The following is a 23,161-nucleotide window of genomic DNA, read 5'->3' as shown; positions in this document are numbered from 1 at the left end:
GGGCGGCAATTGCCCTGCACAGAAGCACACTTGACCAATATGACCATGGCATGTTGACCGCTTCGACCGCAGCGTGTTTGAGTCGGCTCGCCCTGGCCTCCGCAGAGAGGAAAGACCCCCGATGAGCCTCGTCGACGTGCACACCGAATGGGATCCGCTCGAAGAGATCGTGGTAGGAACCATGGCAGGCGCCCGGGTGCCCGTCCCGGACAGAAGCCTCGTCGCCGTGGAGTACCCGGAGAAGGCGGACGACCCGCAGCGGATCCCGTCCGGCCCCTACCCGGGGCATGTGGTCGAGCAGACCGAGGCCGAGCTCGAAGAGCTGGTGGAGATCCTCACCGGTCTCGGGGTGAAGGTGCGCCGGCCGGGCGGCAGGGACCACAAGTCGATGGTCTCCACGCCCGACTGGAGCACCGACGGCTTCTACGACTACTGCCCCAGGGACGGTTTCCTCACGGTCGGCACCTCGCTCATCGAGTCGCCGATGGTGCTGCGGTCCCGGTGGCTCGAGGGGTTCGCCTACAAGGACCTGTTCGTCGAGTACCTGGAGAGCGGCGCCCGCTGGCTCTCGGCGCCCAAGCCGCGGCTGACCGACGACCTGTACGAGCCGACGGCGCCGCCCGGAGAGCGGCTGCGGGACCTGGAGCCGGTCTTCGACGCGGCGAACGTGCTCAGGTTCGGCACCGACCTGCTCTACCAGGTCTCCGACAGCGGCAACAAGATGGGCGCGCGCTGGCTGCAGGCGGCGCTCGGCGACCGGTACACGGTGCACGCCTGCGAGGGCCTGTACACCTCCACGCACATCGACTCGACGATCGTGCCGCTGCGCCCGGGCCTGGTCCTGGTGAACCCGGCGCGGGTCAACGAGGACAACATGCCGGACTTCCTGCGCGGTTGGGACCGGATCGTCTGCCCGGAGCTCGTGGACACCGGCTTCGTCGGCGACCACCCGAAGTCGTCCGTGTGGATCGGGATGAACTTCCTCGTGGTGGCGCCCGGGAAGGCCGTCGTGGACAAGCGTCAGGTGGGCCTGATCCGGGAGCTCGAGCGCCACGGCGTGGAGGTGATCCCGGCGCAGCTGACCCACTCCAGGACCCTCGGCGGCGGCTTCCACTGCGTGACGCTCGACGTGCGCCGCAAGGGTGAACTCGCGACGTTCCGGTAGCGGACGGACTACGAGGTGCGGCGCTTCATCGCGTCCCCGGACTTCCGGGCCGTGTCACGTGCCGACTCCATGCCCTCGCGGGTCTTGCCCTCCGCCTTCTCGGTCTTGCCCTCCATCTCCATCCGCTCGTTCCCGGTCGCCTTGCCGGCGACTTCCTTGACCTTGCCCTTGCCCTTCTGGACCTTGCCCTTGCCCTTGCGCATGACGGGACTCCTCTCGGGAGCGGTCTTCCACCCGCCGCTGCCCCGTCCGCGGGAATTGATGCGCGGAGGCCGGCGCACACGGGCTAGGGGCTCGGCCGCACCGAGACGAGGACGCCGATCTTGTCGATCCGGTGCTCCGGATTGCCCTGGGCGTCGCGCCACCTGTTGCCCGCGGCGTCGTCCTCCGGCGTCGCGCAGGTGGAGATCGTGATCATCGCCTCGGTGGGGCGCTCGCCGGGAGAGCCCGGCACGGCGGCGCGCTGCTCGGCCAGGGAACGGGCCGAGCGGAAGGAGGTCGAGCGGGTGTCGGTGATCCGGTACTCGTAGACCCGGCCCTCGGCCGTCACGAGCACCTTGTCGCCCACGTCGACGTCCGGCAGCTCGCGCAGCGGTCCGCCGGCGGACAGACGGTGCGCCGTCACCAGGTAGTTCCCGACGTCGCCGGGCCCCACGCCGCCCCGCTTCCCGTACGGGCTGGCCGCGGTCCCACGGTCCTGTATCCGGGTGCCGGGGCGGTCGTCGGTCGTGCCCTCGTACGGGACGACGCGCAGGTCGTCGACCCCGATCGACGGTATGTCCAGCTCGGCGACCGGCGGCCGCACGGTGGTCGCCGAGGGAGCCGGACGAACCGGCGGGGTCGAGGCGGCCGGGGGAGTCGAGGCGGCCGGAGGCCCTTGAGGGGCGGGCGGCGCCGCGGGGACGACGGGCGACGGCGCCGCCGGGGCCGTGACCGGCGGGACGGACGGGCCCGCGAGGTCGCTCGGCGTGCAGCCCGCCAGGGCGACCGACAGCGCGCCGAGAGCCGTCGCCGCGACGGCCGCGGCGACGCCCGCACGGGCTCGACGGGAACGGGTCATGGACCTCGACCACCCTGGGTCTCCGGACGTTCGAACACCTCCACGCTACGGCGAACGCCCGCGAAGGTCAGCCCCTCGGGGCCGCGGCCACGGCGCGCCGGGCGTGCCCGGGCGCGGCTCGGGTGGCACGGTCGAGCGGAACGGCAGGTGCGGGCCTGGTGGCCGGCGACGGGAGCGAGGCGAGGATCACGTGACGCGACGCAGCAGGTGGGGCACCCGGCGCGAAGCGGCCGGCAGGTGGCTGGAAAGGCTGCGGCGCGACCCCTTCGCCGTGCAGACCGTGCGGTCCACGGCGGCGGCGACGCTGTCGTACGTCGTCGCGCTCGGGCTCAGCAGCGAGCCGGCGCCGCTCACCGCGCCGCTGACGGCGCTGCTCGTCGTCCAGGTCACGCTGTACTCCACGCTCACCACCAGCCTGCGCCGGGTGAACTCCGTCGTCGTCGGCGTGCTCATCGCCATCGCGTTCAGCGTGCTCGTCGGACTCTCCTGGTGGAGTCTCGCCCTGATCATCCTGGCGTCCCTCGTCGTGGGGCGGCTCGTGCGGGTCGAGGAGTTCATCCCCGAGGTCGCCATCAGCGCGATGCTGGTGCTCGGCGTCACCCAGGTCGCCGACACCGCGTGGGACCGGGTCCTGGAGACGCTGATCGGCGCCGTCGTGGGACTGCTGTTCAACCTGATGCTCGCCCCGCCCGTGTGGGTGGACACCGCCGGCGACTCCATCGAGGACCTGGCCAGGCGGATGCGCAGACTCCTGCTGGAGGTGGCCGAGGAGTTCGGCGAGGAGCCTGCGGTCGAGCGGGCCGCGGCCCGGCTGCACGAGGCACGGCGGCTCGACAACGACGTGGCCGAGGTGGACGCCGCGCTGCGCACCGCAGAGGACAGCCTGCGGCTCAACCCGCGCGTCAAGGAGGGACTGCTGCACCGCATCGTGCTGCGCACCGGGCTCGACACGCTGGAGATCTGCGCCGTGGTGCTGCGGGTCCTCACCCGTACCCTCACCGACCTGGCGAAGGAGCGGACGGGCCAGGAGCTGCTGCCCGGCCCGACCGCCCTCGCGCTGCAGGAAACGGCGCAGCACACCGCCGACGCCTTCGTCAGCTACGCCGTCCTCGTCACCGCCTCCGGCAGCGAGGCCGCCGAGTCGGCCGAGGTCCGGCTCGCGGGCGAGCTCCGTGCGGCCCGCACCTGCCGCGACCGCGCCGCCGCCCTGCTCCTCGTCCTCGCGCTGCGCGAGCCGGGCCGCTGGCAGCTGTACGGAGCGATGCTCACCGAACTCGACCGCGTCCTCGACGAGCTCGACCCCGAACACCGCGGCCGGCGCCTCATGGAGGAACTCGACCGGCACACCCGCGAGAGCCGCGAACGCCGCCGCCGGTTCACCTCCCGCTACCGCCTCGGACGGGCGAGGCGCGCCTGAGGCTCAGGAACCGCCCGTCCGTGGCCGGGTGCAGGAACGCCCGCGACCGGACTCAGGAGCGCCCGTGGTCCGCCGCGTACGCCGCGAACACCCGTCCGGGGTCCGCTCCCGTACGCGTGAAGCGTTCGTCGAGCACCTCGGACAGGTCCTGGAGCGCCGTGCGCAGCACCGACGCGGAGAGCCGGACGTCCGGGTGACGGGCGCGGGCCGCCCGGTCCGCGAGGCCGACGGCGTGGTCGAGCTGGGCGGGCAGGGAGGTGTGCTCGTCGATGTCGTAGAAGTAGTACGACTCGGGGTACTGCTCGAAGTCGACCGTCACCGTCGACAGCGCCGAGGCGAGACCGTCGAGGAGGGCGGCGCCGCCGGCCGAGTCCAGGGCCCCGTCGTCCATCTGCGCCCGCCGCACGTGCGAGAGCCGCAGGGCGAGGGCCCTGCGGCGGGCGAGGGCCGGGTAGATGCCGAGGATCCAGGCGACGGTCGCGGACAGCAGGGCGAAGCCCACCAGGGCCTCCAGGGGGGCGAGCACCCGCAGCCAGCCGGACGTCGGGGCGATGTCGCCGAGGCCGAGCGTCGCGAGGGTGACCAGCGAGACGTACAGCGCGTCCACCGGTCCCGCGTGCTCGCCGGGCGCGAGCCCCGAGGCGTACGAGAAGTCCTCCGGCATCCGGGGCCAGTACAGGAGCCCCCAGCCGACGGCCACGGTGAGCGACCACGCGGCGACGACCGCCATCATCCCGGTCGGCCCGGCCAGGCCCGCCGGCCGCCGTCGCTCGCCGTGGTGCGCCGACAGCCGCCACACGCTCCGCATCACCAGCCGGCTCAGCCCGCCGTGGCGGGTCGGGTGCCACAGCGTGTGGAAGACGTCACGCAGGATGAAGAGGATCAGGGCCGCTCCCACGAGCGTGAGCACCCAGGTCATCCGGGCACCGTCCGACCGCCGCCCGGCCCGGGGCCGCCCGTCCGCCCGGCGCCGGTCCGCACCTCGATCCGGTGCCTGACGACGGTCGTCAGGACCGTCAGCCGCGTCGACACCGACGGCACGGGCGCCACCGGGTCCGTCACGCGCCGGGCCTCCTCCGGCAGCGCGGCGGCATCCGCCTCGAACCGGGCCCGGGCGGCCGCCGGCGTGTCCGGCGGGTCCGTGCGCAGCCCGCCGCGCATCACGGTCCGCAGCAGCGGTTCCGTGCCCGCCGGCGGCTCCTCGTTGGCGAGGCCGACGACGTCGCGCAGGCCGGGGCCGCGGAAGACCTGCTTGGGACCCGGCGCCGTCACCTTCGCCGAGGACAGCTTCATGACCGGCCGGCCGTCGTACTCGACCAGCTTGTAGGCAGCGTCCAGGTACGGGGCGTCCGCGGCCGTGCCGACCTTCGTCCCCACGGCGTACGCGTCGATCGGCGCCCCTTCCCGTACCAGCCGGTCGACGGCGTACTCGTCCAGGCCGCCGCTCGCGATGATCCGCACCTCCGCGAGCCCGGCCGCGTCCAGGGCGGCGCGGGCCCGCCGGGCGAGCGCGCCCAGGTCGCCGCTGTCGAGACGGATCCCGCAGCCCGGCCCGAGCCCCAGGTCAGCGAGGACCCGCGCCGCCGTCGCCACGCCACGGTCGGTGTCGTAGGTGTCCACCAGGAAGGTCACCGGCCCCGGGTGGGTACGGGCGAAGGCCCGGAACGCGGCCTCCTCGGAGGCGAAGGCCTCGACGTACGAGTGGGCCATCGTGCCGGCCGCCGGGATGCCGTAGCGGCGGGCGGCGGCGACGTTGCTGGTCCCGGCGAAGCCGACGAGCGCGCCCAGCCGCGCGGTCTGCGTACCCGCCTCGGGACCGTGCGACCGGCGCAGCGAGAAGTCGACGACCGGCCGCCCGGCACTCGCCAGGACGCACCGGGCGGCCTTGGAGGCCACCGCGGTCTGGTGGCAGACCAGCGAGAGCAGGTACGTCTCGACGAGCTGCGCCTGCGGCAGCGGCGCGGTGACCTCCAGGAGCGGCTCACCCGCGAACACCAGCCGTCCCTCGGGCACCGCGCGGACCTGGCCGTCGAAGGAGAGGCCGCGCAGCGGTTCCAGGTCCTCGACGGGCCGCCGCAGCGCGTCGGCGAACTCCTGCACGTCGGCGCGGCCCACGCGGAACCGGGAGAGGAGGTCGAGGGCGGGCTCGAGCCCGGCGGCGACGAGGAAGCCGCGGCCCGGCGGCAGCTCGCGCACGAAGAGGCTGAACGTGGCCGGTGCCCGCATGTCCTCGCGCAGGTACGAGAGCGCCATCGTGACCTCGTACAGGTCGGTGGTCGTGACCTCGGACATGCTTCGAGCATGCGCGGCCCCGCGCCGCCCCGCACGGGGACGGCGCCCCGGGCCCCGCTCGCCGCGGCCCCGTCCGCGAGGATGAGGACCGCGGAAGGCCGAAGCGGACCGGAGGAGCGGACATGGAGGAGCAGGGGCGGGACCGGGCGGAAGGGCGACCGGTCGCCCTGGTGACGGGGGCCGGGCGGTCGGCGGGCATCGCGGCGTCGGTGGTCCTCGGCCTGGCGGGCGCGGGCTGGGACGTGGCCTTCACCTATTGGACCCCGTACGACGAGCGCATGACCTGGGGCGCGGACCCCGGGGCGGCCGGGGAACTGCGGGAGCGCGCGGCCGCCCTCGGAGCGCGGACGTACGCGGTCGCGGCAGACCTCGCCGACCCGGACGCACCGGTCCGGCTCTTCGACGGCGTCGAGCGCGCGCTGGGGAAGGTGACGGCGTTGGTGCTGTGCCACTGCGAGTCGGTCGACTCGGGGCTGTTCGACACCACCGTGGAGAGCTTCGACCGGCACTTCGCGGTCAACGCGCGGGCGACCTGGCTGCTGATCCGGGAGTACGGGCTGCGCTTCGGCGGACCGCACGGCAGCGGTCGGGTCGTCGGCCTGACCAGCGACCACACCGCCGGCAACCTGCCGTACGGGGCGAGCAAGGGAGCGATGGACCGGATCACGCTCGCCGCCGCCCGGGAGCTCGCCCACCTCGGGGTGACCTGCAACGCGGTCGACCCGGGGCCGACCGACACCGGCTGGATGACGGAGGAGCTGAAGGCGGACCTGATCCGCGCCACGCCGCTGGGCCGCCTCGGGGTGCCGAAGGACTGCGCGCACCTGGTGACGTTCCTCTGCTCGGCGGAGGGCGGCTGGGTCAACGGCCAGTTGCTGCGCAGCGACGGCGGTCTCGGGTAGGGGCGGGCGGCGCGATGCGCACGGCATGCGCAGAGGCTCGGGAAGCGGAGTGGACGTGCGGTGAACGTCCGTGGAAGCGAAGGGAGTTAGACTTCCCCACGGCCGTCTGCGCGCGTCAGCATCGGCGTATGCGAATCCCCCCACGCCTCACCGTCGCCGCACTCGTCTCCTCCCTCCTGCTCGCCGCCCCCGCGGCCGCGAGCGCGGCCCCGCCCGCGGTCCCGGTCTCCGCGCCCGTCGCCGTCGCCGCGGCGACCGCGTCCGTCGGTGACATCTGCTACTCCGACCTGCCGTCCCAGGCGTACGACACGCTGCGGCTGATCGACGCGGGAGGCCCCTTCCCGTACCGGCAGGACGGCTCCGTGTTCCAGAACCGGGAGGGTGTGCTCCCGTCGCACTCGCTCGGCTACTACCACGAGTACACGGTCAGGACGCCGGGCGTCACCACCCGGGGAGCCCGCCGGATCGTGACCGGGCAGAACTCGCAGGAGGACTACTACACCGCCGACCACTACGCCACGTTCGACCTTATCGACTACGCCTGCTGACGAGGGTTCAGCGCCGCTCTGCCGCGGCCGGCGTGACGCACGCCGGCCGCGGCGCCGTGCGGAGCCGGTCTCCGGACGGGCCCTCGGGCCGTTCAGGCCGGCAGGTGGGTGTGGGAGGCGCGGCGGGCCGCGGCCAGGAGGGCGTGGATCTGGAGGCCGGCCTGGTCGACCTCGGTGAGCGGCGTCGGGAACGGCAGCCGCACGTCGCGCTGCGTGGCGGCGTACTCGAGCCGCAGGGTCAGGCCGTAGCGGTCGACGGCGAGCGGCAGGGCGCGCACCAGGCCGTGCCGGGCGGCCGGTTCGACGAGCCGGAGCAGCAGGGTGACCAGCTCGGGGTGGCCGGAGACGAGATGGTGGAGCATGGCGGCCTCGCAGCCGGCCAGCGGGTCGGGCTCCGCGGCGTGGAGCTGCTCCAGCGTCACGTACGTCCGTCCGCGGGAGTCCTGGAGCACCGCCTGGCCGAACTCCATGCAGGTGCTCTCGCCGGAGTCCGCGTCGTACGGCGCCGCCACGAGACCCGAGAGCGTCACGCGGGCGCGCACCCGGTCGCGCACGGGGACGGGCGAGACGTCCGTGAGCTCCAGCCGGATGGGGATGCGCGCCGCGCCGTCGTGACCGGTGCCGCTGCCGTGACCGTGGCTGCCGCCGGCGCCTTCGCCGGCTCCTTCGTCGGCTCCTTCGCCCGGGCCGGAGGAGCCGAGGAAGGCGAAGGACTCGAAGGACTCGGCGGGTTCGTGGAGGTGGACGCGGCCCATCGGGCCCGTTCCGTCGAGGCTGTGGACCTCCTCGTACCGGCCGTCGGTCACCACGGTCATGGAGTGCGCGGACGTGATGATCGAACGCAGCCGCTCGGCGGGGGTCGGCTGGGTGGAGCGGGCGGTGTGGGGATGCATGCGTGTTCTCCCGGCGGGTGCCGTAGACGCCTGACGTCTACTTAGGTATGCCTAACCTAACCTATCCGGGGTCAGGTGTCAGCAACCGCCGTGGCCCACCCCTGCGGCCGGTCGTCGACCAGCGCCTTTCATCGACGTCTCCCGGCGCGCCGTCGGGCACGCGCCGGGCGCCCGTCCATGCGACCGATCCCGCCGAAAAACGCTTGGACGGCAGAGGGACCGTCACGGGACACTGCGAACAATGTCCCTGAGGGTCCGACAAAGCAGGGTTGGAATGGATTCGCCTGAATCACTCAAACGTTCGCCGGGCCGAGGCCCGGTCCTCCTCGCACTTCGCTACTACGGGAAAGAGCTGGCCAGACTCCGCCGGATGACCGTCCCCGCGCTGCTGCTCCCCGCGCTGGGCAACATCGGCATCGCCTACGTCGCCCCGCTGATCGTGGCCAAACTCGTCGGCCGGATCGCCGGCGGGGACACCGGCGGGAGCGGCGGCACCGCTCTCGACGCCATGCTGCCGTACGTCCTGGGCTTCGCCGGCGTCCTCCTCCTCTCGGAGGCGCTGTGGCGGGTCGGACTGCACTGTCTGAACCGTCTGGACGCCCTCGGCATCGAGCGCCTCTACGTGCTCGGCATGGACGAACTCTTCGCCAAGGACGCCGCGTTCTTCCACGACAACTTCGCCGGTTCGCTGACCAAGCGGGTGCTGAGCTTCGCCTCCCGCTTCGAGGAGTTCGTCGACACCCTCACGTTCAACGTCATGGGCAGCTTCGTGCCGCTGCTGTTCGCCTCGGTGGTGCTCTGGCAGTACGAGCCGCTGCTCGTGGTCGGCCTGCTCCTGATGATCGCGGTCACCGCACTCTGCGTCGTCCCGCTGATCCGGCGCCGCCAGGCGCTCGTCGCCCGGCGCGAGGAGGCCATCGCCCGGGTGTCCGGGCACGTCGCCGACAGCCTCATGAACATGGACACCGTGCGCGCCTTCGCCGCCGAGGAGCGCGAGGCGGCCGAACACCGCTCCCGGGTCGCCGAGTCGCGGCGTCTCACGCTGCGCTCCTGGGACTACGGCAACCTGCGCATCGACACCCTCGTCGCGCCGATGTCCGTGCTGACGAACGTGCTCGGCCTGGTCGTCGCCCTGCTGCTCGGCGCCGGGCAGCACGGCGTGGAGGCGGTCATCGTGGCCTTCACGTACTACTCCAACGCGACCCGCATCATGTTCGAGTTCAACCAGATCTACCGCCGGATCGAGAGCTCGATGACGGAGGCGGCGCAGTTCACCGAGCTGCTGCTCGTCCCGCCGACCGTCACCGACCCGGAGTGCCCGGAGCCGCTGCGTTCCCGGGCCGGGCACGTGCGGTTCGAGAACGTGACCTTCACGCACGGAGGTGCCGGAAGCGGTGCCAGGCCGCTCTTCGAGGGTCTCGACCTCGACGTGCCCGACGGCACGAAGATCGGTCTGGTCGGCCGGTCCGGCGGCGGCAAGACCACGCTCACCCGGCTCCTGCTGCGGATGACCGACGTCGACGCCGGCCGGATCCTGGTCGGCGGCCAGGACATCAGCCGGATGAGCCAGTCCGACCTGCGCGGACTGATCGCGTACGTGCCGCAGGAACCGGCCATGTTCCACCGCACCCTGCGGGACAACATCGCCTTCGCCCGGCCGGACGCCACCGAGGCGGAGATCCGGCGCGCGGCGGAGGCGGCGCACGTCACGGAGTTCGCCGACGCGCTGCCCGACGGCTTCGACACGATGGTGGGAGAGCGGGGCGTGAAGCTGTCCGGCGGCCAGCGCCAGCGGGTCGCGCTCGCCCGGGCGATCCTGCGCGACGCGCCGATCCTGCTGCTGGACGAGGCCACCAGCGCGCTCGACTCGGAGAGCGAGATCCTGGTCCAGGACGCCCTGTGGAAGCTGATGGAGGGCCGCACGGCCCTCGTGGTGGCGCACCGCCTGAGCACGGTCGCCGGCATGGACCGGCTGGTCGTCCTCGACCGCGGACGGGTCGTCGAACAGGGCACCCACCAGGAACTGCTCCTCGCCGACGGCCCGTACGCGAAGCTGTGGCAGCACCAGTCGGGCGGCTTCCTCGACGACACGCCCGCATCGGCGGAGCTCAGCCGGGTCGAGACGGGCTGAGCCGGGAGGCACCGGGGCGGGAGCAGCCGAGCCGGGTGGAGCCGAGCGGGCCGAGCTGGGTGGAGCCGAGCCGGGGCGAGCCGAGCGGGTCGGCCCCGACCCGGCCCGCTCGGCTCCACCCGCGGCCCGTGCCCCCGCAGTCCCGTGCCCCCGCGGCCCCGGCGCGGCCCGTGTCCCCGCGGGCCCGTGCCCCCGCCACCCATGCCCCCGCCGTCCGGCTCCCGGCGCCGTCGACCGACGCCGGGCCGCACGGCATACTTCGGCGGCGTAGGGAGCGGCGCCCGGGCGGGCCGGGTGCCGAGGCGGGGCGAGAAGGAGACGGCGGGACCATGGCGACACAGCGGATGACCGCGTCCGGGGCCGCCGGTCCCGTGGCGTTCCCCGGAGGCGCGGAACTGTTCCGGCTCGACCCGGCGGTGGCGCACCTCAACCACGGTTCCTTCGGCGCCGTGCCGCTCCCGGTGTCCCGGGTCCGCGAGGACCTCGCGGCCGAGGCCGACGCCGACCCCGATGCCTTCTTCCTGGCCGTGCCCGGCAGACTCGCGGAGGCCCGGCGGCGGGTCGCCGCCCACCTCGGCGCCGACCCCGAGGGCATCGCCCTCGTCAGCAACGCCACCGAGGCGGCCAACCTCGCCCTCGGCGCCCTCGACCTGGGCCCCGAGGACGAGGTCCTGGTGACCGACCACGGATACGGCACCGTCACCGGCGCCGCCGCCCGCCGGGCCCGCGTCGCCACCGTGGCCCTCGACCCGGACCTGCCGGACGAGGACGCGGTCGCGGCGGCGGTGCTCGCCGCGGTCACGCCCCGGACGAAGGTGGCGCTGCTGGACGCCGTCAGCTCGCCCACCGCGCGCACCATCGCCGGACCCGCGCTCCTCACGGCACTGCGCGAACGCGGAGTCGTCACCGTCGTGGACGGTGCCCACGCGCCGGGCATGCTGGCCGAACCGCTCGCCGGAGAACCCGACTTCTGGTTCGGCAACCTGCACAAGTGGGCGTACGCGCCCGCAGGCAGCGCCGTCCTGGCCGTCGCCCCGCGCCACCGCGACCGGGTGCCGGCCCCGGTGCCGTCCTGGGAGGACGAGCACGGCTTCCCGCGCGCGGTGGAGTACCGCGCGACCACCGACTACACCGGTCTGCTCGCCGCACCCGAGGGGCTCGACCTGCTGGCCGCCCTCGGCGCCGCGAAGGTGCGCACGCACAACGCCGAACTCGTCGCTTACGGGGCCGGGTTGCTGGCCGGACTGCCGGACCTGACGCCGCTGCCGTACGACGGATCCCTGGCCATGCGCTCGCTCCGGCTGCCCCGCCGGCTCGCCCGCACCCACCCCGAGGCCGCCGCCCTGCGCGAGCACATCGCCGCCCGCCTCGGCTGCCGCGTCCTCGTCTGGCCGTGGCCCACCGGCGGCGGCATCCGCGTGAGCGCCCAGATCTACAACCGCCCGGAGGAGTACGAACGCCTGGCGCGGGGCCTGCGGGAGCTGCTGGCCTAGGGCGGTCCAGGGCGGATCCAGGGCGGGTCCCGGTCAGGCGTCCCAGGGGTGCGACGAGGGCCTACACGTAGAACCGCGACAGGCTCCGCAGCACGCACGCCGGCTTCGGCGCGCCCTCGATCTCGATCGTGCCGTCGACCGCTATCTGGACGCCGCCGGGGACGTCCTGGACCTCGGCGAGGCGGGCCACCAGGCGCAGCCGGGAGCCGGACGTCACCGGGGACGGGAAACGGACCTTGTCGAGGCCGTAGTTGACCTTGGTGGTGACTCCGCGGACGTCGAGCAGTCCGGTGAAGAGCGGGATGAAGAGCGACAGCGTCAGGTAGCCGTGGGCGATGGGGGCGCCGAAGGGGCCCTCCTTCGCCTTCTCCACGTCCACGTGGATCCACTGGTGGTCGCCGGTCGCGTCGGCGAAGCCGTCGATCCGGTCCTGGGTGACGTCGATCCAGTCGCTGGTGCCCAGCTCGCTGCCGGCGAGCTGCTTCAGGGCGTCGATGCCGTCGACGGTGAGGGTCATGGAAACGGTTCCTTTCGGTTTCACGGATCAGGCCGCGCCGTAGCGGGCGCGCAGGGAGTGTTTGAGGAGCTTTCCGGAGGCCGTGCGCGGCAGGGCGTCGACCAGGACCAGGGACGTGGGGATCTTGTACCGGGCGAGCCGTCCGGTCAGAGACGCGAGCACGGCCGCCGGGTCGGGCGCGGTGCCCTGGCGGGCGACGACGATCGCGCGGGCCGTCTCGCCCCACTTCTCGTCCGGCACCCCGATCACCGCGCACTCGGCGACGTCGGGGTGGGCCAGGAGCGCGTCCTCGACCTCGGCCGGGTAGATGTTCTCCCCGCCCGAGATGATCATGTCCTTGAAGCGGTCGACGATCGTGACGTAACCGTCGGCGTCCACCCGCGCCGCGTCACCGCTGCGGAACCACCCGTCGGTGAAGGCCGCCGCGGTCTCCTCCGGCAGGCCCCAGTAGCCGGCCATGACGTGCGGGCCGCGGATCAGCACTTCCCCGGTCTCACCGGCCGCCACCGGAGTGAGGTCGGGCCGCACCACCCGTACGTCCGTGAAGAAGTGCGGCACCCCGGCCGAACCGGCCTTCGTGAGGGCGTGCTCCGCGTCCAGGAACAGCGTCCCGGGAGAGGCCTCGGTCATTCCGTAGCCCTGGAGGAAGGTGAGTCCCCGCTCCTGGTACGCGGCGATGAGCGAGGTCGGCACGGGTGCGCCGCCGCAGTTGAGCAGCCGCAGGCTGGACAGGTCGGCCGTGGCCCAGCGCGGGTGCCGGGCGATCCGGTCGAACATCGTCGGCACCCCGAACATGAAGGTGACGCCGTGCCGTTCGACGAGATCGAGGGTGCCGCCCGGGTCGAAGGACTCGACGAGGACGCAGGCGCCGCCCTTGAGGAGCACCGGCAGCGTGAGCATGTTGAGGCCCGCCGTGTGGAACAGCGGCGCGGACACCAGGGCGGTCTCGTCGGCGAGCAGGTCGTGGTCGACGAGGACGTTGACCGCGTTCCAGACGAGGTTGCCGTGGGTGAGCATCGCGCCCTTGGGGCGCCCGGTCGTGCCCGAGGTGTACATGATGATGCACACGTCGTCGGGCGAGACCGCCTCGTCGATCGGCTCCGCGGAGCCCGTGGCGAGCAGCTCCTCGTACGCGGCGCCACCCGCCTCGACGACGGTCCGCACCCCGGTCACCGTCTCCGCCGTCGTGGCGTGGGCGGGGGAGTGGAGCAGGACGCTCGCGCCCGAGTCCTCCAGCTGGTACGCGATCTCGGGCGCCGCGAGCCGGGTGTTGAGCGGCACGAACACCGCGCCGAGCAGTCCGGCGGCGAACAGGGTCTCCAGGAAGGCCGGGTGGTTGGGGCCCAGATAGGCGATCCGGTCGCCGCGCCGGACGCCGGCCGCGCGCAGGCCGTGCGCGAGCCGGGTGGTGCGCTCGTGCAGCGCGGCGTAGGTGACGGTGGTGGAGCCGTGGATCAGAGCGGTGCGGTGCGGGGTCTTGCGGGCCCGGCGTGCGGGCCACGACCCCAGTCCCTCGTTGCGCATCACGGGCCCTTTCAGGCGGAGGGCTCGGTCAGGCCGAGCAGCCGGGCGGCGTTCTCCTTGAGGATCTTCGGGCGCACCTCGTCCTTGATCGGCAGCTTCGCGAAGTCGGCCAGCCAGCGGTCGGGGCTGAGCACCGGGTAGTCCGAGCCGAAGAGCACCTTGTCCTTGAGCAGGGTGTTGGCGTACTGGACGAGCTGCGGTGGGAAGTACTTCGGCGACCACCCGGAGAGGTCGATGTGCACGCCCGGCTTGTGGGTGGCGACGGCCAGGGCCTCGTCCTGCCACGGGAAGGACGGATGCGCCAGGATGATCTTCAGGTGCGGGAAGTCGGCGGCGACGTCGTCCACGTGCAGCGGGTTGGAGTACTTGAGGCGGATCCCGCCCCCGCCCGGCACGCCCGCGCCGATGCCGGTCTGTCCGGTGTGGAAGAGGGCGATGGCGCCCGTCTCCTCGATGACCTCGTACAGGCCGTACGCGAGGCGGTCGTTCGGGAAGAAGCCCTGGATGCTGGGGTGGAACTTGAAGCCCCTCACGCCGTACTCCTCGACCAGGCGCCGGGCCTGCCGCACCCCCGCCCTGCCCCGGAACGGGTCGACCGAGGCGAAGGGGACGAGGACGTCGGGGTGGGCGGCGGCGGTCTCGGCGATCTCCTCGTTGGGGATCGGCTCGGTGCCGGTGGCGTGCTCGGCGTCCACCGTGAACACCACCGCCGCCATCCGCCGCTCCCGGTAGTAGGCGGCCATCTCCTCCAGGGTGGGCTTCCGTTCGCCCTCGACCTTGAAGTACGCGCCTGAGGCGGCGTGCAGGTCGTCGGAGAGCGAGGCGTGGCCCTTGGACGAGACCTCGCAGTGGGTGTGGACGTCGATCGCTTCGAGGGCGGCGACGTCGAGGCCGGTCACCGGGTCTCCGGGAGCTTCGGCGCGGGGATGCCGACGGTCTGCGGTTCGCGGCCCACCGAGGTGTGCCAGGCGGCGGCGATCGTGTCCGGCGTCCAGCCGCCGTCGGCGTAGGCGGTCGCCACCTCCTGGGGGTGCGACCACAGGGCGAGCCTGTCGCCGCCGATGCCGACGCACTGCCCGGTGATCCCGCGGGCGGCGTCGGAGGCGAGGAAGGGCACGAGGGCGGCGCAGTCCTCGGCCGTGCCGAAGCCCTCGCCCTTGCGCAGGGCGTCGGGCAGCGGCTCGCCGCGCCGCATCGCCTCGACGTACGGGGCGAAGACGGGGATCGTCTCGGTCATGGCGGTGGCGGCGACGGGCACGATCGCGTTGACGGTGATGCCGGCCTTGGCGAGCTCCATCGACCAGGTGCGGGCCATGGCGGCGATGCCCGCCTTGGCCGCGGCGTAGTTGGTCTGGCCGAAGTTGCCGCGCTGGCCGGCGGGCGAGCCGACGAGGATCAGCCGACCGCCCCCGCCCTGCTCGCGCATGCGGACGGCGGCGGCCCGGGCGCAGGTGAAGGTGCCCTTGAGGTGGGTGGCGACGACGGCGTCGAAGTCCTCGTCGGTCATCTTCCACAGCACGCGGTCGCGCAGGATGCCCGCGTTGGTGACGAGCACGTCGAGCCGTCCGAAGGCCGACACGGCCCGGCCGACGAGCCGGTCGGCGGCCTCGGTCGTGCCGACGGCGACGGCCTCGGCGACGGCCCGGCCGCCGGCCTCGACGATGGTGTCGGCGGCCTTCTGCGCGATGTCCTCGTCGATGTCGTTGACGACGACGGCGGCGCCCGCCGCGGCGAGCGCGGAGGCGTAGGCGAGGCCGAGGCCCCGGCCCGAGCCGGTGACGACGGCGACCTTTCCGGTGAGGTCGACGGTGGCGGAGTGCGGCATGGAGGTCCCTTCGGGAGGCGGGAGGGAACGGGAGGAGCGGCGGACGGGAGAGCTCGCGCTCGATCGGCGTCGGTCCGCTGAAAGGAAGCTAGGACCAATCATTGTTGACGTCAATGGTTGTTGTCGGCATCAGTCTTGGGGCATGCTGGTGCCATGGACGACAGGGACCACCCATGGATGCTCGGACTGCACGCCGACGCCGGCTACCTCCTCTACCGGCTCGGTCTGCGCTCCGGGCAGCTCTTCAACTCCGCGCTCCAGGAGTCGGGGCTACGGCTGCGCCACTACGCCGTGCTGCGCTACCTGGCGACCGTCGACGGCGCGCTCCAGCGTGAGCTGAGCACCCGGCTCGGTTACGACCCCAGCGCCATCGTCGGTCTCGTCGACGACCTGGAACGGCTCGGATTCGTGGAACGCCGCCCCGCGCCCGGCGACCGGCGCAGCCGGATCGTCGTCCTCACCGACGCCGGCCGCGTCTTCCTCAAGGACACCGACCTGACCAGCCGCCGCGTCACCGACGGCCTCCTCGCACCGCTGTCGGACGAGGAACGGACCGTCCTGCACGGGCTGCTGCGGAGGATCGCCGCACCGGGTGAGTGACGTCCTACGAGCCGGCGTCGCCGGCGAGGAACGCGGTCACCACGGCCGTGAACTCCTCGGGGTGCGTCACGTGCGCCATGTGGCCCGCGCCCTCGAAGACGTGGATACGGGCTCCGGGCAGCGCCCCGGCGACCCGGTCGAGGGCCGCGCCGAACAGCGCCGGACTCTCCGAACCGCCGGTCAGCAGCGCGGGCACGCCGCAGCCCCGCAGGGCGGCCAGGTCGAGCGCCGCCCATCCCGGGTCGCTCTGCTCGTCCAGGAACGTGGGCGCGTGCGTGACGAACGCGTCCCGCTGCTCCTGCGGGAGCGCCTCCCACGCCCCCGGCCCGTCGGCCACCTGCTCCACGAACGAGCGGGCCCCGGCCAGGTCGTCGCCCTGCCGCACCAGGTCCGCCGCGTGACCGAGCCGCTGCCGGGTCACCGCGACCTCCTCGCGGACGGCCGGCACGTCGGCCGCCAGGTCGAGCAGCGGCGGCTCGTGGACCACGAGTCCCCGGAACAGCTCCGGCCGCCGGGCCGCCAGCCGCAGCGCGATGGACGCGCCGAGGGAGTGGCCGACCACGTACGCGGGGGCGAAGCCGACCGTCTCCATCAGGGCGGCCAGGTCCTCCTCGTCCTCACGGAGCGAGCCCTGCCCCTCCGGCCGGTCGCTCTCGCCGTGCCCGCGCCGGTCGTAGACCAGCACCCGGTGGCGCAGGGCGAGGCCGTGGACGACGAGGTCCCAGTTGTGGTGGTCGAACCACGAGCCGTGCACGAGGACCAGCGGGTCCCCGTCACCACCGGCCTCGCAGAACAGTCCGACACCGTTGACCTCGACCCTCGTCATGCGCGCTCCCTGCCCGTGCCCTGCGGTGACCGGCGGACGAACGGGCCGGAACCACAGTCCATTCTCCGGACCTCTCCGCTCAGGGATGGGAGAACACGCAGGCCATGCGGGTGTCGGGATTGCTGCTCATGCCGACGATCGCCCCGCCGTCCGCCCGGTTCGCCCGGGCGTGCGCGCCCGCGTACCCGTGGGAGGTGAGGAAGACGCCCAGTGCCGCGATCCACTCGTCCGCGGTGCCCGACGCCGGGTCGTGCACCGGCTCGGACCGGGGCACCACCCGTTCCTGGACCAGATAGCCGCCGCGCCCGGCCGCCCCGTCGAGCGCCTCGCGCCACTCGGCGTCGGTGCACTCCCAGCCGACGAAGGTGTCCAGACCGCCGTGCCCGCCGCCCGGCTTGAGGATCAGCTGCTCCCTGCGCTCCCGGCACTCGTCGAGCAGCCCCGCCCCGCCCGCGCCGCCGAGCGGCCGGCTCCACGGCAGCACCCGGTCGGCCAGGTCCCGCTCGGCGGCGTCGAAGGCGCCCGCCCAGCGCGGGTCGGAGAGCAGGCCGAGGGCGTTCTTGTGGGCGTACAGACCGCTCTCCAGCGAGGTGAACAACACGGTACGGCCCGCCTCATGGGCCCGGAACAGCTCCTCGGCGACCTCCGGTCCCGCCGGGTCGTCGAGCAGCTGGCTCGCGCCGAAGTTCCGCAGCACCAGGTCCAGCGGAGCGCCGTCCAGGGTCAGCTTGCCGTCCGCCCGGCTCCGCAACTGCCCGACCTCGCCGATCCGCAGGTCGAGGCCCTGCGCCGCCATCGCCTCCTGGAAGGCGCGCATCAGCCTCCCGTACGGGCCGACGGCCCCGTTGCCCTCGACGAGACCGATCACCGGCTCCCGCCCGCCGCCCGGGAGCGCGGGACGGGCCCGCTCCCGCAGGTCCTCGGCGAGCAGTGCCGCGGTGTCCACGTGCGCCAGGCCGTGCGCGGCGGCGAAGTCCGCGAACTCCCCGACCCCGAGCAGCGCCTCGTTGCACACGGCCATGTCCAGACCGCCGACCTCGCTGCCGAGGTTGAACTCCAGGAGCCGGTAGCGGCCGCCGTCGTGGTACGCGTCGGCGCGCCCCAGCTTCGCCGGCCGCCCGTCGGCGGACCGCCGCAGCAGGGCCGCGTGCCGCGGCGCGATCCCGAGCTCCGCCGCGTACCGCTCGTGGTCGCCGTCGAAGAGCCGCTCCGGCAGCGAGACGAGCAGCTCGAACAGGCGCTCCAGGTCCCGGGCGAAGGCCCGTATCTCCTCGCCCCGCACGAACCAGGGGCGCGGCAGCAGATGACGCCGCCACGCCGCGTCGAAGGCGGGTGGCAGCCCGGCGCGTGCGACCGCGTCCCGCAGCCCCTCGTTCCCGTTCAGGCACTCGTCCACATAACCGCGGCTCAGCAGTCTCATGGGCCCCAGTCGACCACGGACGGCGGCCCGCGCGACAGGCCCCATGACCGGAGCGGCCCCCTGACGGAGCGGGCCCCACGACGGGGCGGCCTCATGGCGAGGCGGACCGGTGGCGGAGTGGGCCCGTGACGAAGCTGACCCGGGCCGCGGCGGATCGGGGCGCGGATGGCACACTCGCCGCATGGTGTACGAATTCCTCGCCGCCGCGGGTGTGCTCGCGCTGCTCACGATGGTGCCGGGACCGGACATGGCGGTCGTGACCCGACGGGCCGTCGCGGCCGGCCGGGGCGACGGGCTGCGGACGGTGGCCGGGATCACCACCGGCCTGCTGGTCTGGGGCGTGCTGTCCGTGGCCGGGCTCGCGGCCGTCCTCGCCGCGTCCGCCACCGCGTACACGGTGGTCAAGCTGGCCGGCGCCGTCTACCTCGTGTTCCTCGGCGCGCAGGCGCTGCTCGCCACCCGCCGGGGCCGGGGCCGTGAGGACGCGGAGGCGACGCCGTCCGGGGAGGCCCCGCCGGGCGGCAACCCCTGGCGCACCGGGCTCGTGAGCAACGTCCTCAATCCGAAGATCGCCGTCTTCTACACCGGTCTGCTGCCGACCCTCGCGCCGCACGGCCTCGCCCCGCACACCGGCATGGCGCTGCTCGTCCTCGTCCACGCGGCGCTCACGGTCGGCTGGCTCGGCGCGTACGTGCTGCTGCTCACCAAGGCCCGGGCGTTCTTCGCCCGGACCTCGGTGCGCCGGGCCATGGAGCGGATCACCGGCGTCGTGCTCATCGGCTTCGGGGTGAAGGTCGCCACGGCGTCCCAGGCCTGAGGACGGCCGCCCGGGCCCGGGCCGGTGCCGGGAGCACCAGGGCGGGTACTACGAGCCCCAGGCCTCGAACTCGTAGATGCGGGCCGCCGGATCCGTCGTCTGCGTGGGCCTGGTGACCGTGAGGCGTACGTACCGGGCGGTCAGGGACACCGGATGGGTCGTGGTCGCCGCCGTGTTGCCGGTGACGGTCACGGCCGTGGTCCACGCGGCGGTGGTGCTGTCGCGCACCTCCACGCGGAAGTCCCGGGTGTTCCAGGTGGCGCTCTCGCCTCCGGCCGCCGCGTGCTTGACGACGAAGCGGTCGAGCGCACGCGCCGAACCCAGGTCGACCTCCAGCCACTTGGCGGTCGTCGTGGTGCACCACTTGTCGCCGTTGCCGCCGGACACGCTGCCGTTGACCGCCTTGGCCGGCGTCTCGGTGCCGTTGCACTGGCCGGACGCCGTCGCGGGACGGTTCAGGGCCAGATTGGTACCGGTCGTCGCCGACCACGCGACCGTGGTGCTCGTGGCGGGCGAACGGCCGAACTCCGTGGACACCGCCTCCACGTCGAGGGTCGTCGACGTCTCCGTACCGGCCCGCTCCAGCTTCGGCACGAAGTAGCTGTCGTTCGGCGTCGCGCCGAGGAAGGTCCGGCTGCCGTCCGGGTTGCGGCGGTACACCTCGTAGTGGTGCACGTCCCCGGCCGACGACGCCGTCCAGGCGAGCCGCAGCGACTTGGTGGCGCCGGTGTCCGTCGTGCCGAGCACCGTCGGCGCCGTCGGGGCGGACGGCGCGTCCACCGCCCCGTCGTACAGGGCGAGTTGACCGACCCTGATGTCGTAGGAGCCGGTGGTGCCGGTGGTCTGGAGACCGATCTGCGCGACCGTCCTGCCGGCGTACGCGGACAGGTCGAGCGTCTTGCGCTCCCAGCCCGTCGACGTGGTGGAGCCGAGGTCGAGCGTGGTGAAGGCCGTGGGGGAGTCGGTGAACGACACCGCGGCCTTCAGGTGCGTCGGCCCGGCGGCCGGGGTCTTCACCACGACCGAGAGCCTGGTGTCGGCGGCGACCGGAAGGCGCGACTGGTACAGCCGTACGGTGTTCACGGCGTCCAGGGCGCCGGTCAGGCGCAGCGCGGAGCCGCCCTCGTAGGCGTCGGTGAAGTCGATCGACGGCTTCAGCTTCGTCCCGGTGGACTGCACCAGCCAGCGGTAGGTCGGCGGCACGTCCTGGAGGGAGAGGTTGTTCCAGCCGGACGACGAGACGCGCACGCCTCCCGAGTGGTAGAAGTCGCCCTGACCCGCGTCGAACGAGGTCACGAAGGGCTTGGCGGTGACGGGCGACGACTCGGCGACGTAGGTCGCGAGCCCCTTCCAGGAGGACGTGGTCGTGGTGTCGGACGGGTCGCCGTTGGCGCCGTCCCAGAACCGCGCCTCGCGGGCGTACGAATCGGCACGGTCCGTCGAGGAGTTGTGGGTCCACTCGGGCCGGTAGATGCCGAGCGAGGTGGTGTGCGGCCGGCCGTCCGGGAAGACCGCGCTCCACGGGACGCCCGTGTTGTAGCCGTTCGCCTCCGTGTCGACGCCGGCGAACAGCTCGTACTCGCTGCGGCCGAGGCTCCGGGCGAGGGTCCGCGAGGAGTTCAGAGCGGAGGCGCCCCAGCCGAAGTCGAGGAACATCGAGTCGCTGGTGCGCTGCGAACCCTCCTGGAGGAAGGCGTCGTTGGCGCTGGTGAGGGCGTCCTGCCAGCTGACGGAGCCGGACTCGGTCATCGCGTCGTACCACATGAACTCGACCGGGCCGAGGGAGCGGGCGTAGCGCATGGTGTTGCGCATCTCGGTGGCGAGGGCGGTGTCGCCGCCGGCCGTCTCCTGGTTGACGAACCAGCCGTCGAAGCCGTAGTGCCGCGCGACCTGGGCCAGCTTGTCGGCGACCGGGTAGCGGGTGCCGGACTTCTGGACGAAGTCGCGCACCCACTGGATCTGGCCGCCGTACGCGGTGGGCGGGAAGAACACCGTGCCGTACACCTTCACGCCGTTGCGGTGGGCGGCGTCGATCACGGTCGGGTTCGGCGCGAGGATCAGCCCCTCGCCGGCCGAACCGCCCCAGAACACCAGCTTGTCGACGTACTGCCAGTGCCCGAAGGCGTAGTAGCGCGGATCGAGCGAGCCCTGGGAGGGGTTGTTCGAGGTGGGCGCGAAGGAGACCAGTGACGCGACCCCGCCCTCTCCGGCGCGGGCGTTGGGGTTCGCCTTCAGGGCGGGATCGGAGACGCGCGGTCTGAGCGGCACCCGCGAGCGGTTGAACCGGGCGTCGGGGTCCGTGGCCGGGTCCCAGTCCAGGATCGTGTTCGGGTACCAGTACGAGGCGTAGGGCTGGTTGCCCGCGGCGGCGGCGACAACGTTGTCGGGCGCCGTAGGGCGCGCGGGCGCCGACGCGCTCGGTGTGGCGGCCAGGCCGAGCGCTGCCGCGGACAGGGCCGCGGCCAGCAGGAGGTGCAGGGGTCGTCTCATCGGAGCTCCGGTCCAGCTGAGGGGGAAGGGGCTGGTGGTGCCGGTGGCGCGACGGTGCGGAGGGCAGGGCCTGCCCGGCGGACCACTGCCGGACGGGCCCTGGTCCGGTGCGGAGGCTAAAGGGATTTAGCGAACACGGTCAAGGGGGCGTCACCCCTGCGACCGGCCCACGGCGGGGCCCGCCGTGCTCTCGCGGACCGTGAGGCGCGGGGTCGGGTTCCTGACGTCCCGCGCGGACGACGGGTCGTCGATCACGGCGAGCAGGGCCGTGGCCACCTGCTCGCCGAGGGCGAAGGTGTCACGGGACAGCGCGGTGAGCGAGGGGTGGACGATCCTGGCGAGCGCCGAGTCGTCGAACGACACGACCGACACCTCGCCGGGCACCGCGACCCCCATCTCCGCGGCGACGCCGAGGCCCGCCACGGCCATCACGTCGCTGTCGTACACGATCGCCGTCGGCCGCTGCCGCCCCGGCCGGGCGAGCAGCGCCCGGGTGGCCGCCGCGCCCTCCGCGTCGCTGAAGTCCGTCGGCACGGAGGCCGCCTCGTCGAGCCCGAGCCGGCGCGCCGCGTCCCGCACCGCCCGGATCCGGCGCCGGGTGTGCTGGAAGGAGGGCAGTCCGGCGAGATGGGCGATCCGGCGGTGCCCGAGGGCCGCCAGGTACTCGACGATCGAGGTCATCGCCTCACGGTCGTCGGCCCAGACGGCGGGCAGCCGCCCCTGCCTGCCGGGTCCGCCGAGGACCACGGTCGGCACGCCGAGTTCCTCGAGGACGGGGATGCGCGGGTCGCGCACCTGGAGGTCGACCAGGACGAAGCCGTCCACCCGGTGCTCGGAGGTCCACCGCCGGTAGACCTCGATCTCCGCCGCCGTGTCCTCGACGACGAGCAGCTGGAGGGCCGTGCCCCGGGTGGAGAGCGCGGCCTGGAGCCCCGAGAGCAGCTGGCCGAAGAAGGGTTCGAGCCCGATCGTGCGGGCGGGCCTGGCGAGCACGAGGCCGACGGCGCCCGCCCGCGCCCCGCCCAGGGCCCGAGCGGCACTGTGCGGGCGCCAGTTCATCCGCTCGGCCACCCGCAGGATGCGCTCCCGGGTCGCCTCGCTGACGCCCGGACGGCCGTTGAGCGCGAAGGAGACGGCGCCCTTGGAGACGCCCGCCTCCCTGGCGATGTCGGCGATGGTCGGTCGGGCCATCGGGCGCTCCCTCGTCCTGCGCGTTTCCGCACGCTCTCTTGACACCGGAG

Annotated in this window: 21 protein-coding genes; 8 read left to right on the top strand and 13 right to left on the bottom strand. The window is 73.5% G+C overall.

Going from position 1 to position 23,161, the window contains the following annotated elements; translation table 11 throughout:
• Nucleotides 1-121 precede the first annotated feature (121 nt).
• Nucleotides 122-1,165, top strand: coding sequence for an inosamine-phosphate amidinotransferase 1 (locus ACFY8W_RS05510; RefSeq protein ID WP_391100564.1), 1,044 nt, complete (start codon nucleotides 122-124; stop codon nucleotides 1,163-1,165).
• Nucleotides 1,166-1,173: 8 nt separating this feature from the next.
• On the opposite strand, the gene ACFY8W_RS05505 is transcribed toward ACFY8W_RS05510, so the two are convergent.
• Both ACFY8W_RS05505 and ACFY8W_RS05500 read right to left on the bottom strand, forming a co-directional pair.
• Nucleotides 1,174-1,368, bottom strand: a complete 195-nt coding sequence (locus ACFY8W_RS05505; RefSeq protein WP_391100562.1) for a CsbD family protein — start codon at nucleotides 1,366-1,368, stop codon at nucleotides 1,174-1,176.
• Between the two features lie 83 nt (nucleotides 1,369-1,451).
• On the bottom strand, nucleotides 1,452-2,225 hold the full coding sequence (locus tag ACFY8W_RS05500; RefSeq protein WP_391100561.1) for a sortase domain-bontaining protein: 774 nt from the start codon (nucleotides 2,223-2,225) through the stop codon (nucleotides 1,452-1,454).
• A 190-nt stretch (nucleotides 2,226-2,415) separates the two neighbouring features.
• Between ACFY8W_RS05500 and ACFY8W_RS05495 the strand changes: the two genes are divergently transcribed.
• The gene (locus ACFY8W_RS05495; protein WP_391100558.1) at nucleotides 2,416-3,642 is read left to right on the top strand and encodes an aromatic acid exporter family protein; all 1,227 of its coding nucleotides are present in this window, start codon (nucleotides 2,416-2,418) and stop codon (nucleotides 3,640-3,642) included.
• Between the two features lie 52 nt (nucleotides 3,643-3,694).
• On the opposite strand, the gene ACFY8W_RS05490 is transcribed toward ACFY8W_RS05495, so the two are convergent.
• Nucleotides 3,695-4,561, bottom strand: coding sequence for an ion channel (locus tag ACFY8W_RS05490; RefSeq protein ID WP_391100556.1), 867 nt, complete (start codon nucleotides 4,559-4,561; stop codon nucleotides 3,695-3,697).
• Nucleotides 4,558-5,934, bottom strand: a complete 1,377-nt coding sequence (locus tag ACFY8W_RS05485) for a nicotinate phosphoribosyltransferase (protein ID WP_391100554.1) — start codon at nucleotides 5,932-5,934, stop codon at nucleotides 4,558-4,560. Before ACFY8W_RS05485 ends, ACFY8W_RS05490 begins: the two co-directional genes overlap by 4 nt.
• Before the next feature lie 122 nt (nucleotides 5,935-6,056).
• Here ACFY8W_RS05485 and ACFY8W_RS05480 point away from each other — a divergent pair, with 122 nt between their 5' ends.
• Both ACFY8W_RS05480 and ACFY8W_RS05475 read left to right on the top strand, forming a co-directional pair.
• Nucleotides 6,057-6,836, top strand: coding sequence for an SDR family oxidoreductase (locus ACFY8W_RS05480; RefSeq protein ID WP_391100551.1), 780 nt, complete (start codon nucleotides 6,057-6,059; stop codon nucleotides 6,834-6,836).
• Between the two features lie 128 nt (nucleotides 6,837-6,964).
• On the top strand, nucleotides 6,965-7,384 hold the full coding sequence (locus ACFY8W_RS05475) for a ribonuclease domain-containing protein (protein ID WP_391100548.1): 420 nt from the start codon (nucleotides 6,965-6,967) through the stop codon (nucleotides 7,382-7,384).
• 92 nt (nucleotides 7,385-7,476) lie between these two features.
• Here ACFY8W_RS05475 and ACFY8W_RS05470 read toward each other — a convergent pair whose 3' ends face one another.
• The gene (locus ACFY8W_RS05470; protein WP_391100546.1) at nucleotides 7,477-8,277 is read right to left on the bottom strand and encodes a DUF2470 domain-containing protein; all 801 of its coding nucleotides are present in this window, start codon (nucleotides 8,275-8,277) and stop codon (nucleotides 7,477-7,479) included.
• A gap of 274 nt (nucleotides 8,278-8,551) precedes the next feature.
• Here ACFY8W_RS05470 and ACFY8W_RS05465 point away from each other — a divergent pair, with 274 nt between their 5' ends.
• Nucleotides 8,552-10,408: an ATP-binding cassette domain-containing protein gene (locus ACFY8W_RS05465; protein ID WP_391100543.1), complete on the top strand. Its 1,857-nt coding sequence runs from the start codon at nucleotides 8,552-8,554 to the stop codon at nucleotides 10,406-10,408.
• Nucleotides 10,409-10,737: 329 nt separating this feature from the next.
• Entirely contained in the window at nucleotides 10,738-11,901 is a 1,164-nt protein-coding gene (locus ACFY8W_RS05460) for an aminotransferase class V-fold PLP-dependent enzyme (RefSeq protein WP_391100541.1), read from the top strand.
• 61 nt (nucleotides 11,902-11,962) lie between these two features.
• Here ACFY8W_RS05460 and ACFY8W_RS05455 read toward each other — a convergent pair whose 3' ends face one another.
• Genes ACFY8W_RS05455 through ACFY8W_RS05440 form a run of 4 tightly spaced genes read right to left on the bottom strand, consistent with a single transcriptional unit; the run spans nucleotide 11,963 to nucleotide 15,767 of the window.
• A complete protein-coding gene (locus tag ACFY8W_RS05455; protein WP_391100538.1) occupies nucleotides 11,963-12,418 on the bottom strand; it encodes a MaoC/PaaZ C-terminal domain-containing protein in 456 nt (151 codons plus the stop codon).
• A gap of 27 nt (nucleotides 12,419-12,445) precedes the next feature.
• Nucleotides 12,446-13,942, bottom strand: coding sequence for a long-chain-fatty-acid--CoA ligase (locus ACFY8W_RS05450; RefSeq protein WP_391100535.1), 1,497 nt, complete (start codon nucleotides 13,940-13,942; stop codon nucleotides 12,446-12,448).
• An 11-nt stretch (nucleotides 13,943-13,953) separates the two neighbouring features.
• Nucleotides 13,954-14,841 (bottom strand): amidohydrolase family protein, encoded by an 888-nt coding sequence (locus ACFY8W_RS05445; protein ID WP_391100533.1) that lies wholly within the window; start codon nucleotides 14,839-14,841, stop codon nucleotides 13,954-13,956.
• A complete protein-coding gene (locus tag ACFY8W_RS05440; protein ID WP_391100530.1) occupies nucleotides 14,838-15,767 on the bottom strand; it encodes an SDR family oxidoreductase in 930 nt (309 codons plus the stop codon). Before ACFY8W_RS05440 ends, ACFY8W_RS05445 begins: the two co-directional genes overlap by 4 nt.
• Before the next feature lie 153 nt (nucleotides 15,768-15,920).
• Here ACFY8W_RS05440 and ACFY8W_RS05435 point away from each other — a divergent pair, with 153 nt between their 5' ends.
• Entirely contained in the window at nucleotides 15,921-16,367 is a 447-nt protein-coding gene (locus ACFY8W_RS05435) for a MarR family transcriptional regulator (RefSeq protein WP_391100528.1), read from the top strand.
• Between the two features lie 4 nt (nucleotides 16,368-16,371).
• On the opposite strand, the gene ACFY8W_RS05430 is transcribed toward ACFY8W_RS05435, so the two are convergent.
• Together ACFY8W_RS05430 and ACFY8W_RS05425 are read right to left on the bottom strand one after the other, a co-directional pair.
• Nucleotides 16,372-17,193 (bottom strand): alpha/beta fold hydrolase, encoded by an 822-nt coding sequence (locus ACFY8W_RS05430; RefSeq protein WP_391100526.1) that lies wholly within the window; start codon nucleotides 17,191-17,193, stop codon nucleotides 16,372-16,374.
• A gap of 79 nt (nucleotides 17,194-17,272) precedes the next feature.
• A complete protein-coding gene (locus ACFY8W_RS05425) occupies nucleotides 17,273-18,613 on the bottom strand; it encodes a hypothetical protein (protein WP_391100524.1) in 1,341 nt (446 codons plus the stop codon).
• 181 nt (nucleotides 18,614-18,794) lie between these two features.
• Here ACFY8W_RS05425 and ACFY8W_RS05420 point away from each other — a divergent pair, with 181 nt between their 5' ends.
• Entirely contained in the window at nucleotides 18,795-19,430 is a 636-nt protein-coding gene (locus ACFY8W_RS05420; RefSeq protein WP_391100522.1) for a LysE family transporter, read from the top strand.
• Between the two features lie 48 nt (nucleotides 19,431-19,478).
• On the opposite strand, the gene ACFY8W_RS05415 is transcribed toward ACFY8W_RS05420, so the two are convergent.
• Nucleotides 19,479-21,920 (bottom strand): discoidin domain-containing protein, encoded by a 2,442-nt coding sequence (locus ACFY8W_RS05415; RefSeq protein ID WP_391100519.1) that lies wholly within the window; start codon nucleotides 21,918-21,920, stop codon nucleotides 19,479-19,481.
• Between the two features lie 150 nt (nucleotides 21,921-22,070).
• The gene (locus tag ACFY8W_RS05410) at nucleotides 22,071-23,111 is read right to left on the bottom strand and encodes a substrate-binding domain-containing protein (RefSeq protein ID WP_391100517.1); all 1,041 of its coding nucleotides are present in this window, start codon (nucleotides 23,109-23,111) and stop codon (nucleotides 22,071-22,073) included.
• Between the last annotated feature and the right edge of the window lie 50 nt (nucleotides 23,112-23,161).

The organism is Streptomyces sp. NPDC012637 (assembly GCF_042954805.1).
Lineage (GTDB): Bacteria > Actinomycetota > Actinomycetes > Streptomycetales > Streptomycetaceae > Streptomyces.
Note: the sequence above shows the minus strand (reverse complement) of the source record. Positions and strands in the feature narration are given on the sequence as shown.

Coding starts and splice junctions, on each gene's coding strand:
- ACFY8W_RS05510 (WP_391100564.1), top strand. CDS start 122: ATGAGCCTCGTCGACGTGCACACCGAATGGGATCCGCTCGAAGAGATC.
- ACFY8W_RS05505 (WP_391100562.1), bottom strand. CDS start 1,368: ATGCGCAAGGGCAAGGGCAAGGTCCAGAAGGGCAAGGGCAAGGTCAAG.
- ACFY8W_RS05500 (WP_391100561.1), bottom strand. CDS start 2,225: ATGACCCGTTCCCGTCGAGCCCGTGCGGGCGTCGCCGCGGCCGTCGCG.
- ACFY8W_RS05490 (WP_391100556.1), bottom strand. CDS start 4,561: ATGACCTGGGTGCTCACGCTCGTGGGAGCGGCCCTGATCCTCTTCATC.
- ACFY8W_RS05485 (WP_391100554.1), bottom strand. CDS start 5,934: ATGTCCGAGGTCACGACCACCGACCTGTACGAGGTCACGATGGCGCTC.
- ACFY8W_RS05480 (WP_391100551.1), top strand. CDS start 6,057: ATGGAGGAGCAGGGGCGGGACCGGGCGGAAGGGCGACCGGTCGCCCTG.
- ACFY8W_RS05475 (WP_391100548.1), top strand. CDS start 6,965: ATGCGAATCCCCCCACGCCTCACCGTCGCCGCACTCGTCTCCTCCCTC.
- ACFY8W_RS05470 (WP_391100546.1), bottom strand. CDS start 8,277: ATGCATCCCCACACCGCCCGCTCCACCCAGCCGACCCCCGCCGAGCGG.
- ACFY8W_RS05465 (WP_391100543.1), top strand. CDS start 8,552: ATGGATTCGCCTGAATCACTCAAACGTTCGCCGGGCCGAGGCCCGGTC.
- ACFY8W_RS05460 (WP_391100541.1), top strand. CDS start 10,738: ATGGCGACACAGCGGATGACCGCGTCCGGGGCCGCCGGTCCCGTGGCG.
- ACFY8W_RS05455 (WP_391100538.1), bottom strand. CDS start 12,418: ATGACCCTCACCGTCGACGGCATCGACGCCCTGAAGCAGCTCGCCGGC.
- ACFY8W_RS05450 (WP_391100535.1), bottom strand. CDS start 13,942: ATGCGCAACGAGGGACTGGGGTCGTGGCCCGCACGCCGGGCCCGCAAG.
- ACFY8W_RS05440 (WP_391100530.1), bottom strand. CDS start 15,767: ATGCCGCACTCCGCCACCGTCGACCTCACCGGAAAGGTCGCCGTCGTC.
- ACFY8W_RS05435 (WP_391100528.1), top strand. CDS start 15,921: ATGGACGACAGGGACCACCCATGGATGCTCGGACTGCACGCCGACGCC.
- ACFY8W_RS05430 (WP_391100526.1), bottom strand. CDS start 17,193: ATGACGAGGGTCGAGGTCAACGGTGTCGGACTGTTCTGCGAGGCCGGT.
- ACFY8W_RS05425 (WP_391100524.1), bottom strand. CDS start 18,613: ATGAGACTGCTGAGCCGCGGTTATGTGGACGAGTGCCTGAACGGGAAC.
- ACFY8W_RS05420 (WP_391100522.1), top strand. CDS start 18,795: ATGGTGTACGAATTCCTCGCCGCCGCGGGTGTGCTCGCGCTGCTCACG.
- ACFY8W_RS05415 (WP_391100519.1), bottom strand. CDS start 21,920: ATGAGACGACCCCTGCACCTCCTGCTGGCCGCGGCCCTGTCCGCGGCA.
- ACFY8W_RS05410 (WP_391100517.1), bottom strand. CDS start 23,111: ATGGCCCGACCGACCATCGCCGACATCGCCAGGGAGGCGGGCGTCTCC.